7 protein-coding genes are annotated in these 12,054 nt (G+C 60.4%); 4 read left to right on the top strand and 3 right to left on the bottom strand.

Annotated elements, in window-relative coordinates:
• Positions 1–51: 51 nt before the first annotated feature.
• On the bottom strand, positions 52–1,362 hold the full coding sequence (locus tag JF539_RS21420; RefSeq protein ID WP_207142770.1) for an extracellular solute-binding protein: 1,311 nt from the start codon (positions 1,360–1,362) through the stop codon (positions 52–54).
• A 584-nt stretch (positions 1,363–1,946) separates the two neighbouring features.
• Here JF539_RS21420 and JF539_RS21415 point away from each other — a divergent pair.
• From JF539_RS21415 to JF539_RS21405, 3 genes are all read left to right on the top strand, one after another.
• Positions 1,947–2,519: an ImuA family protein gene (locus JF539_RS21415; RefSeq protein WP_207142769.1), complete on the top strand. Its 573-nt coding sequence runs from the start codon at positions 1,947–1,949 to the stop codon at positions 2,517–2,519.
• A gap of 22 nt (positions 2,520–2,541) precedes the next feature.
• Complete coding sequence (locus JF539_RS21410) at positions 2,542–3,939, top strand: DNA polymerase Y family protein (RefSeq protein ID WP_328809283.1); 1,398 nt, start codon at positions 2,542–2,544, stop codon at positions 3,937–3,939.
• Between the two features lie 271 nt (positions 3,940–4,210).
• Positions 4,211–7,585 (top strand): error-prone DNA polymerase, encoded by a 3,375-nt coding sequence (locus JF539_RS21405; protein WP_207142767.1) that lies wholly within the window; start codon positions 4,211–4,213, stop codon positions 7,583–7,585.
• A gap of 182 nt (positions 7,586–7,767) precedes the next feature.
• Here JF539_RS21405 and JF539_RS21400 read toward each other — a convergent pair whose 3' ends face one another.
• Positions 7,768–8,466: a hypothetical protein gene (locus tag JF539_RS21400; protein WP_207142766.1), complete on the bottom strand. Its 699-nt coding sequence runs from the start codon at positions 8,464–8,466 to the stop codon at positions 7,768–7,770.
• A 163-nt stretch (positions 8,467–8,629) separates the two neighbouring features.
• Positions 8,630–10,339 carry an AIPR family protein gene (locus tag JF539_RS21395; RefSeq protein ID WP_207142765.1) on the bottom strand — a complete coding sequence of 570 codons (1,710 nt, stop codon included), beginning with the start codon at positions 10,337–10,339 and terminating at the stop codon, positions 8,630–8,632.
• Positions 10,340–10,728: 389 nt separating this feature from the next.
• On the opposite strand from JF539_RS21395, the gene JF539_RS21390 reads away from it, so the two are divergent.
• Positions 10,729–12,051, top strand: coding sequence for a hypothetical protein (locus tag JF539_RS21390; RefSeq protein ID WP_207142764.1), 1,323 nt, complete (start codon positions 10,729–10,731; stop codon positions 12,049–12,051).
• Positions 12,052–12,054: the final 3 nt, after the last annotated feature.

Below are 12,054 nucleotides of genomic sequence, written 5' to 3'. Positions count from 1 at the left end.
GAATGGACCGGGGAGCGGAACTCCCCGGTCCGGGATTGGAGAGACGGTTGATCAGCCGGCCGTCTTGGCGAAGCGCTCGAGAAGCTTGTTGCCTTCGTCCTCAATGGTCTTCATGGCGTCGTCGACGGAGGTCTCGCCGGCGATGATCTTGTTGTACTCGCGTTCCATGACTTCACGGATCTGCGGGTAGAAGCCCATGCGATAGCCCTTGGACCATTCGCCGCCCGGCAGCATGAGCTGCTTGATGCCGACTTCAGCCTGCGGAACTTCCTGGTAGTAACCGGATTCCTCGGCCAGCTTGTAGGCAGCCTTGGTGATCGGCACGTAACCGGTGGACTTGTGCCAGAAGAACTGGACTTCCGCCGAGGTCAGGAATTCGAAGAAGGATGCGGTGCAGTCGTTTTCTTCCTTCGGCTTGCCGTTGAAGGCAAACAGGGCGGCGCCACCGATGAAGGTGTTGGTGCCGGCACCCTCGACGCTGTCCCAGTAAGGCAGGAAGGTTGCGGAGAACGGCATCTGAGCGGATTTCTGCAGACCGCCGAAGGAACCGGAAGAGCCGATCCAGAAGGCAACCTTGTTTTCCTCGAACGGCTTCTGGTTGTCGGACCAGCCGGCGCCGAAGTAGCCGAAGTAGCCGTCGTCGTACCAGGACTTCAGCTTGGAATACATCATCTTGTGCTCAGGGGAATTCACCAGGATCTCGGTGCCCTTGACGCTGTCGTAACCGTTGTTGTTGGTCGCGAACTGCAGGTTATGACGGGAGAAGAAGTTCTCGGTGAACTCCCAGGTCAGCTGCGACTGGACGAGCGGGATGTAACCGGCTTCCTTGAGTTTCGGAGCGATTGCCTCGAACTCTTCCCAGGTCTTAGGAGCGTCGACGCCGGCCTTCTTGATGGCTTCGTCGTTGATGTACATGATCGGCGCGGAGGAGTTGAACGGCATGCCGATGAACTTGCCGTCGCTGTCGGCGTAGAAGTAGCGCACGCCTTCGATGAAGTCTTCGCGGTTGAAGTCGTGGCCTGCGTTCTTGATCAGGTCTTCAGCCGGAATGACGGCGCCCTTGGCGTTGATGATGGTTGCGGCGCCGGCATCGAAAACCTGCAGGATGTTCGGCTGTTCGCTGGCGCGGAAAGCGGCGATGCCGGAGTTCAGGGCTTCCTCGTAGGTGCCCTTGCTGAGCGGCGTCAGGTGGCAGGCATCCTGGGACGCATTGAACTTTTCAGCGATCTGGTTGATCACTTCCTGGTTCCGGCCACCCATGCCGTGCCACCAGGAGATTTCGGTTGCCGCAAAAGTAGCGGTGGACGCGCCCAGGAGGGCAGCCGCGGCGACAGCGCCGGCGACAATCTTACGATAAGCCATTTTCATGTGCTCCCATCTTGCAGGGCACGGCCTGTGCCCCGGTCAGCGATTGGTTTCACGATGCCGGCATGCCCCAAGCATCGGACGTGATAACGCCTGCGCTTGGTATTGTTTTCACATGAACGTTATGTGACGCTCATATGAACATTATGAGACGCCCTCGCCCTTGCAGAAAACATGACGGTATGCGGCCAGGCCGGTTCCGCCGGCCGCAGGTGCCGCGCCCCTGAAACATCAATGAATTTCCTGCCATTACGGCAAATCCGCGCGAACCAGCCGCGTCCCGGCAAAATTGTGCCATGGCTGGCGGAGTTGAAATTTAGCCGGCTCATTTGAAAACCGGATCCACACATACGAACAATCGACCCCACCTCCATAAGCTGCCGAATTCATGCTTGAATTTGCTTCTCCGGCTCATCTGAATGCGCGTGACCCCGATGAAAAAGGTTTGACTTTCGCCTGTCCGAAACCAGGTTCTGGTCAGGCAGGGAGGCTTCGGATAGGGTACGGATCCCAGGCTTTTCCGCTTCCTCCGGCGCTAGCTTCGCCGTCCCGTGAACGTAATCCGCACCACCCGAAAACCGATGTCGCTGCCCTTTTCCTCCGTCTATCCGCTGAAACAGTCCCGCGCCCACGAGGTCTGCGGCGACGGCGCGCTGGCCTTTGCCGCCATCGCCGCCGGAGAAGTCAAAGGCCCGGTCGTCTGGATCTCGGACAACCGGCAGCCGACCGTCAACCCGGAAGGGCTCGTCCCCTATTGCGATCCGGGACGTCTGCTGGTCACGCGGACCGGCGACCAGCTTGGCGTTCTGGCCAGCGCGGAGACCGCGCTGCGCTCCGGTGCCGCGGGCCTTGTGGTGGCTGAAATCGGCGGTCCCATCGGACTGACCGAGGGACGGCGGCTGCAGCTTGCCGCCGAAGCCGGACGCACCACCGCCCTGCTCGTCATTCCGGAAGGTGCCGGCAGCAATGCCGCGGAAACCCGCTGGCGCTGCGGCGGCGTCCCGGGCCCGGGCTCGCCTCGTCAAAACCAACACGACTCGACTCATTGGCGGTGGTCGCTTATAAAGAACAAAATAGGAACATTGTCAGAATGGGTCGTCCGTTGGGATGCAGCGTCGCATCGTGTCATTGTGGTTTCCGAGGCTCGCGGCTGAGCGGTCCTTACGCGCCCGCCCGGTGGACGCGCCCTTCGCGCTGAGCGTCTTCGACCGCAACTCCGAACGCATCCACGACCTCAGTCCAAGCGCGGAAAACGCCGGCCTGCAGCGGGGCATGACGCTGGTGCACGCCAGAAGCTTCTGCCCGGATCTCCTGACCCGCCCGGCCGATCCGGTCGCCGACCAGCGGTTTTTGGGACTCATCGCCCGCTGGGCGACACGCTATTGCCCCTGGGTCGGCCTCGACGGGCGCGACGGGCTCTTTCTGGACATCACCGGCTCCGACCATCTGATGGGCGGCGAGGCGCCGCTTCTCGACGACATCAGGACCCGGCTTGCCCGCGCGGGCCTCACCGCCCGCCTCGGCCTGGCCGATACGCCCGGCGCCGCCTGGGCGCTCGCCCGCTTCGCCGAAGGCATCGCCCCGCCAGGCGAGCTGCTTTCCCGGATCGGCCCGCTGCCGCTGACCGCGCTGCGCCTGCCCGATCCGGCCTGCACCGCCCTGGAACGGCTCGGCATCGCCACCGTCTCGCAGCTTCACAACCTGCCCCGGGCCACGGTCGCCCGGCGGTTCGACCGGGATGTCCTGTTCCGCCTCGACCAGGCGCTTGGAGACAGCCCGGAGCAGATCTCGCCGCTGAAGGAAGAACAAAGCTTCGCCGTGCGCATCACCCTGCCCGATCCGATCGGCCTGATCGACGACGTGATGGCCGCAAGCCGGCGGCTGGCCGAGCATCTGTGCGACCGGCTGGAGGCGGCCCAGAAGGGCGCGCGCCTGCTCCGGCTCACCTTCCGCCGGGTAGACCGGGAAGACCACGCGGTCGAACTGAAACTCGCCCGGCCGATGCGCGACGCGGAGCGGATCCTCGCCCTCTTCGAACGCGGGGTGGAAAAGGTCGACGCGGGCTACGGCATCGACATGATCCGCCTGGAGGCGCTGGAGCTCGAGGCGCTCGGCCTGCGCCAGCTTGACCGGGCGGAGGGCCGGGAGAAGGACAGTCTCGCCGATCTCATCACCCAACTCGGCAACCGGGTCGGCCTTGAAAACATCCTGCGCTTCGAGCCCGTCGAAAGCCATATTCCGGAGCGCAGCTTCAAGCTGGTGCCCGCCGCCTACAGCACCCCCGCCACGGCCTGGCCGTACGCCCGTCCGCGCCCGTTGCGGCTCTTCCCGCCCGAGCCGATCCTCGCCCGGGGCTCCGAACCGCCGTCGCGCTTCCGCTGGCGCGGCCGCGCGCTCACCACATTCGAAACCGAGGGCCCGGAACGGATCGCACCCGCCTGGTGGGAGGACAACGAAAGCTGGGCGCACGGCCTGCGCGACTACTGGCGCGTCGCGACCGTCCAGGGCCAGCGTCTCTGGCTCTTCCACACGCCGCAACACCCCGCCTGGTTCGTGCAGGGGGAGTTCGGCTGATGGGGGCTTCCGGGCGTTTCGGCCATCATGGCCCCAAACCTTGCGGCAAACTCCCCCCCTCTCCCCCTCAAGGGGGGAGAGGGGTGCAAGCGGGACGGTCTCAGGACGAAAGCCCCTCCCGCTCTCATCGTGAAGAGGCCTTGGCCTACCCTGAACGACAAGGTCACGGCCAATGCCTGTCAGCCGGCGTTCTTCAAAGCCCCCCCAAGGAAGCGTGGAACGCTGTCTGGAAAGATGAGGGAGACGCAAGAGACAAGGGACAGGGCGTGACATGACCGCGCCGGTCTCCCCTGACGCCTTCTTTCCCGAGCCGCCGGGCTACGCGGAACTGTGCGTGACCTCGAATTTCTCCTTCCTGCGCGGCGCCTCGCACCCGGAGGAGCTGGTGACGCGGGCGGCCTCCCTCGGGCTGGAGGCCATCGCGATCACCGACCGCAATTCGCTTGCCGGGGTGGTTCGGGCGTTTTCGGCGCTGAAGGAACTGAAACGCTCGCTGGAAGACGGCATCAAAATCCGCTCCCATTCCCAGGTCGACGGCTCCTCGCGCCAGGAAACCAACGACAGCGCGCCGCTGACGCTCGCCCCCGTCCTGAAGCTTCCACGCCTGATCGTCGGAACGCGGCTGGTGCTCGAGGACAGCCCCGTGCATTTCGTCGCCCTGCCCACCGACCGCCCCGCCTACGAACGGCTCAGCCGGTTGCTTACCCTCGGCAAGCGGCGGGCGGACAAGGGCAACTGCCAGCTTTATCTCGACGATCTCCTCAAGGCCGTCACCGGTCTCATCCTGATCGCGCTTCCCCAGGGCGGCACCCTCTGCGAAAGCGCCCGCGAGCAGATCCGCCGCCTGCGCCAGGAGGCGCCGGGCCATGTCTTTCTGGGCGCCGCCCCGCGCTATGACGGCACCGACCAGGCCTGGTTCAGCGCCTGCGCCAAAGCCGCCCATGCGCTGGCCACGCCGATGGTCGCCGTCGGCGACGTGCTGATGCACCAGGCCGGGCGGCGGCGGCTCGCCGATGTGCTGACCTGCCTGCGCGAAGGTTGCACCATCGACGCGATCGGCACGCGGGCGCTGCCCAACGGTGAGCGGCGACTGAAGGGAGCCGAAGACATGGCCCGGCTCTACCGTCATCATCCGGCGGCCCTGCGCCGCACGCTGGAAATCGCCACCCGCTGCGGCTTCGACCTCGCCGAACTCTCTTACGAATATCCGGACGAGATCACCGACGGCGAGGAACCCCAGGCAAAGCTCGAGCGCCTGACCCGCGAGGGCCTGGCCCGCCGCTATCCCGCGGGCGTTCCCGACAGCGCCCGGGAACTGGCGGACAAGGAACTGAGGCTGATCGCCAAGCTCAGGTTCGCCGCCTATTTCCTGACCGTCCACGACATCGTCGGCTTTGCCCGCAGCCGTGAAATCCTCTGCCAGGGGCGCGGCTCGGCGGCCAATTCCATCATCTGCTACGCGCTCGCCATCACCGATGTCGGTCCGGAGACCATCACCATGGTCTCCGAGCGCTTCATTTCCGAACACCGGGGCGAGCCGCCGGATATCGATGTCGATTTCGAGCACGAGCGGCGCGAGGAGGTGATCCAGTATGTCTATGAGAAATACGGCCGCCACCGGGCCGGGCTCTGCGCCACGGTGATCCATTTCCGCTCCCGCGCCGCGATCCGCGAGGTCGGCAAGGTGATGGGCCTCACCGCCGACGTCACCGCGGCACTTGCCGGCCAGATCTGGGGCAGCTCGAGCAAGGGCCCGGAAGACGCGCGGGTGAAGGAAGTCGGCCTCGACCTGGAGAACCGCCGGGTCCGCCAGACCGTCGAGCTGATCCAGGAGATCATCGGCTTTCCGAGGCACCTGAGCCAGCACGTCGGCGGCTTCGTCATCACCCGCAACCGGCTCGACGAACTCTGCCCGATCGAGAACGCGGCCATGGAAAACCGCACGGTGATCGAATGGGACAAGGACGATATCGACGCCCTCGGCATCCTGAAGGTCGATCTCCTCAGCCTCGGCATGCTGACCTGCATCCGCAAATGCTTCGACCTGATCGAGACCCACCATGGGCACCAATTAACCCTCGGTTCCGTGCCCCAGCACGATACGCCAACCTATGACATGCTCTGCAAGGCCGACGCCATCGGCGTCTTCCAGGTGGAAAGCCGGGCGCAGATGAACTTCCTGCCGCGCATGCGCCCGCGCCAGTTCTACGACCTGGTCATCGAGGTGGCGATCGTGCGCCCCGGCCCGATCCAGGGCGGCATGGTGCACCCTTACATCAACCGCCGCCAGGGCCGGGAAAAGGTCACCTTTCCCTCAAGAGAACTGGAGGAGGTGCTCGGCAAGACCCTGGGCGTGCCGCTCTTTCAGGAACAGGCCATGCAGATCGCCGTGGTCGCCGCCGGCTTCACCCCCTCGGAGGCCGACAAGCTGCGCCGCTCCATGGCGACCTTCCGGCGCATGGGCACGATCCACCAGCTCCGGGACCAGTTCATTTCCGGCATGATCGAACGCGGCTACGAGCGCGCCTTCGCCGAAAACTGCTTCGGCCAGATCGAGGGCTTCGGCGAATACGGCTTTCCGGAAAGCCACGCGGCGGCCTTCGCCATGCTCGCCTATGTCTCCGCTTACCTGAAACGCCACTTCCCGGCCGAATTCGCCTGCGCGCTTCTGAACGCCCAGCCGATGGGGTTCTACGCCCCGGCCCAGATCGTGCGCGACGCGCGCGAGCACCAGGTGGAGGTCCGGCCGGTCTGCGTCAACGCCAGTTCCTGGGACAACATTTTGGAACGGCGCGGCGACGGCGCGCTGGCGCTCCGGCTCGGCTTCCGCCAGATCAAGGGTCTCAAGGAGGACGACGCCGCCTGGATCGTCGCCGCGCGCGGCAACGGCTATCCGGATCCGGAGACCCTGTGGCTTCGCACCGGCGTGCCGCCCGCGACCCTGGAACGGCTGGCGGAGGCCGACGCCTTCGCCGGCATGGGCCTCAGCCGCCGCGCCGCGCTCTGGCAGGTGAAGACCATCCGCTCAGCCAAACCCCTGCCGCTCTTCAACGACCCGATCGACGGCGAGGCGATCTTCGAGCCGCAAGTCACCCTGCCGCCGATGCATCTCGGCCAGGAGGTGGTGGAGGATTACCTCTCGACCCGCCTGACCTTGCGCGCCCATCCGATGGAACTGCTCCGCCCGCATATCGCGGGCCTCACCCCGCACGAACGCCTCGCCACGCTTTCCCCCCGCGAGGCGCGGCGCGTTTCCGTCTCAGGCCTCGTCATCACCCGCCAGCGCCCCGGCACGGCCTCGGGCGTCATCTTCCTGACGCTGGAAGACGAGACCGGCGTTTCCAACGTGGTCGTCTGGCCCAAGATGTACGAGAAATTCCGCCCCGCCGTCCTCGGCGGACGCCTGCTGAAGGTCACCGGCCGGCTGGAACGCGAAGGCCCGGTCGTCCACCTGATCGCCGACCGGATCGAGGACTGCTCGGTCAAACTCGCGCTCCTCGGCCACCCCAACGACAGCGTGCTGGGCGAGACCACGGCCAAGACCGACGACGTGCCTGTTCACCTGAAATCCTCCGCCCCAAGACCAAGGGCGATGCACCCGCGGGACCAGGCGAAGAAGCTGTTTCCGAGCCGGGATTTTCATTGAGGGGGCGGGGGATTGACCGAATTCAGGCTGGAAGGGGACTGGCAGCTTACCGACTTCAATCGGGTGAAGCCGACATTCGCCAATAGTGTTCAAGTTGGCGCTTCCGGCCCATAGCGGTCATTCGATGTATTAGTCGAATGCTGCGCCGCGGCCCTTCGAAGCTGCCATTCATTGCTGTCACGTCAGCCATTGCCAAGATAGGTTTTTGGCGTTGCGACCGCATTGAGCATGCAACCTGCTACATATCTATAGACCTTTTGAAAAGTGCTTTGACCAAAGAGATGTTCGGCGCATTTCGCTCGCTCCAAGACGCTATCCGTGAAAGGTGAAGCGATGAGTTCAACATAGGGCAAACCTTCAGCTTCAAACAATCGAGCGTAAGCAGGACCTCTAAACGCAAAACTTAAATCTTCAGCTCGGTGATCGTCTATTTCTGCAAGATAGCTATTAGAAAGCGACTGCCAATTCACCAAGAGTACGGCTCCACCCAAATTTCCGAGCGCATCTACCCTTATTGGATCGGAATACAATCCCGTGGAAGCATCCTTAAACATATCGCGATCTAAGCTAAATGATATGTAGACAACTACTCTATTGTTGGCTTCAAAAAACTTAAAGGCACTTATTTTCTCAGTAGCATCCAAATCAATCGACGGCAAACCTCTGTTGGCTGTAGTCAGCTCAAACACAAATACTAAGGCCGTGACAACGCCGACAACTTCAACGAAGCGACCTAGCGCGTTTGAAAGGTACTTGATCATATCCAAATGTAAGCGAATTAGCGGTCTCTTTGGCAACGGCCCGGCCCCGCCGTTCGCTTGACTATCATCTTGCTGCGCTGCGTCCCGTCGAAGCCGATGTTCGCTGCGTGTGCAAAGCATCAGGCACCTCTGACCTGCTACGCGGGACAAATCAACCATTGTCAGATTTCACGAACACGTCTCAAACGGACCTTCCACGCTTGAGTCAGGTGCTGCAATCAAACTCCACAAAGCTGTCGTTAACTGTTTGTACACAGACTCTAACAAGTCAATCCTCAGAAAGTTAGTCGAGCTGGCTCTGAAGGTATTGGTTGATATTCTGTTGGGATTGCGCCTTTTTAAAGTAATTGTTCAGATTGATGAGGCTCTCATTGTTCTGGTCTACGACCTCGGAGAGAATGGTGTGTGCTCTAGCATAAGCAGTCTCAAGCAAGTCGTTTTCCTCTCGAGCGGCAGCCATTGCTGCGGCCTCATTTCGAGGATCCAAGCCATGCTCATTTACTAAAACCCACCACAATATGCGACAAATGTGGAAGACACCATAATTCAAGATGTTTCGTGATGGATCTTCTGGAGGGAGCTCCCGGTAGGCTCTTCTCCCTCGCGTTTCCGCAAACCTGTAGATTTCGTGGGAAGCCGCAAGCTGCCAAGGCTGTGCTTTGCCGTAGATGTCATTGTAAAACTCCGGGGAATACACTTTGTACTTTTGAGCGCGGCTAATAGTGGGCTGGTTCTTGAATATCGCTAAATAAGCTTGGCCTGCCTTTTCCAAACCAATCACCTCGGATTTAGGTACACCTGCGCTCTTAGCTTCTCCTCGTTTTCTTTCGTAAAAAAGGCCAAAATCTTCGCTGATCTTCCTTTGGATAAGTTGCTGTATCTCGTCATTTGCATGCAGATCACGAGAACCAATCGAGTTTTGATTGTTCGTTGCTATGACTACGTTGTTTACAAAATCAAAGTCGTTCGACTCGTAGATTTTGACTTGAACCTTTACGTCGTCTTTTAGCATTTCATCTTCAAAAGCGGAGCGTAAAGATGATGTTGTTTGACAGCCATTGATAATCTGTACTTTCTCGACACGAACTGAGGGCGTATCTGGGTCTCTAACCACCGATAATCTATCGCAGACCATTGTTACACCGTTGTTCATGTACCAAAAACTGTGTGATTCTTCGTCGTTAGTCGCGGTCTCATAGATCGATTTGTTTACCTGCCCACCAAGGCCCAGATTACCTCTGACATTCGCGTCGAAGATTGCATCTCGTGGCTCAGTTTGTGCTAGCTCGGCAAGGTCACTTCCCTTAACTGTGCAAAGCACGCTTCTGACGCCGCCAGTGTCAAATTCGACAATCGAAGGTCGGTTTGCATCATACACAATCGGAATGTTTGCATCGATTTGGCGTACACTGTTTCGCCTCAAATTATTTATTCGATCGAGTTCATTGACCCCGATGAAGTAAAAATCAAAGCTGGCGAAAACTCCACTGTCCGAAAATTCTCGTAGAATATTGCCTTTGTTGGCCATCGCTTCTTCTGCAATGTCCGCCTCGTCCCCAAGTGTTACGAAGTAACAAGATACACTAACGCTGTTGTTGCCATATTGCCTGATCAGCTCTCTTGCGTTCTCTATCTTTTCCACCAATTTTAAATTTGGATTGGCTTGATATTCGGCCTTTCTGGCCAGAAAAATAAATTCTATGCCAGTCTTCATAAGCGATACAGTATTTGCGGAAAAACCTTGTGTGTTTTTGACTTGAATTAGACGAATGTGAACTGACTGGCTGCTATCATCTACTTCAATCTTAAAGATATCGATTTGCCGTTCACCGGGCCCATCGACCAGTTCATCATCAGGAACTTCATCGAGATCAGCCTCGAACAAGATGGAGTAAAACCAGTGCACGAACGCGTCATCTTCGGTAAGGTTCAACTCGATCGCTGCGTTTTGTATGGAGTCGGAGATAAACCCGCGTTTGATGGCTGTACTCACTTGATGAAATTCCTCTGGTCTAATCAAACTGCACGCATGCGAGCGAGTTCGCGCGATGCAACTTTAAGAATAATTCCTAACATAGCAAGTTAAATGCTTGAACCCGATTGTCAGCTTTGTATCGAAATGAGCCGGTCAGTTGCATCGCAGCGAATGGCAGCTCCCCGCCCATTGCGGGAATTCGCCGCACGTAGAATGAACGTAGACTATTGGGATACGGCCTCAGTGCCTGGAACATCCGAAATGTTGACGCCCCAAAGCCCCGCACCGTGCACCGGCACGGCTCTCAACGCTTTTCCTCGCGCACCTTTGCCGAAACAACGCCGCAATGCTTGGTTTTATGGGTCGACACCCTAGCTAAGCTACATGCGAGCTTGTGAGGAAGTGCCATGGACGAACGCCAGACGAAACTGACCGCCGCGGAAGCAAAAGGCCTTCGCACCGCAAAGGAGCTTGAAGCCCATCTTGCATGGCTTGAAACCTTCACGCCTGCGGCGCTCGGCGTTCTGGCAATCGCTTCGGGTATCTACACCTATCTCGGCGTGTCCTCCCTGCTGGAGGATACGGGTCCGATGAGTTTCTTCGCGGCCGTGGCCTATTCGGTCGCCGTGTCGGTCGGCATCTTCGTCTTCTGGAGCTACATGCTCCGGCTTATGCCCGCGATGCGCAGTGCGGCCGGTTTCATAGGGCTTTCGGTCTCGATGCTTGTGGGATCGGCTGCAATCATCGCCATGTCGAGCTGGCTCAACGCAGCCGCGCTTGCGGGATCGGCTGCTGTCGAACAGCATCTGGACACGACGGTCCGCGACTACCAGGCGGCCCTGGAGCAGGCACATGAGATCGCTCTCTCGGGCCAGGCTCTCGGACGCGAGGTCCAACGTGCCAAGGAAGCCTTCGAGGCGCTTGCCCAACAGGAACGCTCCGGCGAACTCTCGGGCACGGCAGGTGAAGGCGCGGTCTTCCGGGTTCTGACGCAAAAGACGGAAGAACTCCAGAACCTTGAAGCGCAGATATCGGAACAACAGCCGCTGATCGACGCTGCCTTTGCCCAGGGCAACGAAATCCTCGGGCGCATGCGGGCCCTGACCGTTGCCCCCGGCCCGGTTGAACAAAGGTCGGTCGCGTTTTCGGAGGAAAGCGTGCGCCTTGCAGGCGTCATTGCAAACCTCAACCAGTACTCCGTTGCACCGCTCGTCGCGCGCGCTGCCGAGGACCTGCCTGCATCCGTCGTTCTTCCCGAACTCGATGGCCGGAACAGCAGTGTGCGGGACGCGCAATCGAGCACCATCGCATCCGTGCTTAACGCACTCGACCAGCGCAGCCAGACCCTGAAGCGGGCAGCCGATGAAGTGCTGGCGCTGGAGCCGCCTCTGGAGACGGCCTATAATCCGATCTCGAGCGCCGACGCGGTGATCAGATACGCAGGGAATTTTGTGCCCTCCTGGGCCGGCGCAATTGCGATCGACCTCCTGCCCGCCGTTCTGGTCTTTGTCCTCGCGATCACCCAGGCCTCGATCCGCAGCGGCCGGGATGGCCTGAGCATCGAGGAAACCCTGACGCTCGCAGACCTGAAGGCAGCGATCAACGCAATGAAGGATGTCGAGGCTTCGATGGGTGCGGCGGACAAGGAAGTCCTGCGCCGTGTCGCAAATGCGGAAACGTCAGAACCTGCAGAGACCTCGGGGCCTGCAAACCTCAATGCCGCGGAGTAGCAG

It is taken from the genome of Roseibium aggregatum, from assembly GCF_017309185.1.
Classification (GTDB): domain Bacteria; phylum Pseudomonadota; class Alphaproteobacteria; order Rhizobiales; family Stappiaceae; genus Roseibium; species Roseibium aggregatum_B.
The sequence above is the reverse complement of the archived record's forward strand: the minus strand, read 5'-3'. Positions and strand labels throughout refer to the sequence as shown.

Excerpts from the sequence above, each read along its gene's own strand:
- JF539_RS21420 (WP_207142770.1), bottom strand. The coding sequence starts at position 1,362 with ATGGCTTATCGTAAGATTGTCGCCGGCGCTGTCGCCGCGGCTGCCCTC.
- JF539_RS21415 (WP_207142769.1), top strand. The coding sequence starts at position 1,947 with ATGTCGCTGCCCTTTTCCTCCGTCTATCCGCTGAAACAGTCCCGCGCC.
- JF539_RS21405 (WP_207142767.1), top strand. The coding sequence starts at position 4,211 with ATGACCGCGCCGGTCTCCCCTGACGCCTTCTTTCCCGAGCCGCCGGGC.
- JF539_RS21400 (WP_207142766.1), bottom strand. The coding sequence starts at position 8,466 with ATGCTTTGCACACGCAGCGAACATCGGCTTCGACGGGACGCAGCGCAG.
- JF539_RS21390 (WP_207142764.1), top strand. The coding sequence starts at position 10,729 with ATGGACGAACGCCAGACGAAACTGACCGCCGCGGAAGCAAAAGGCCTT.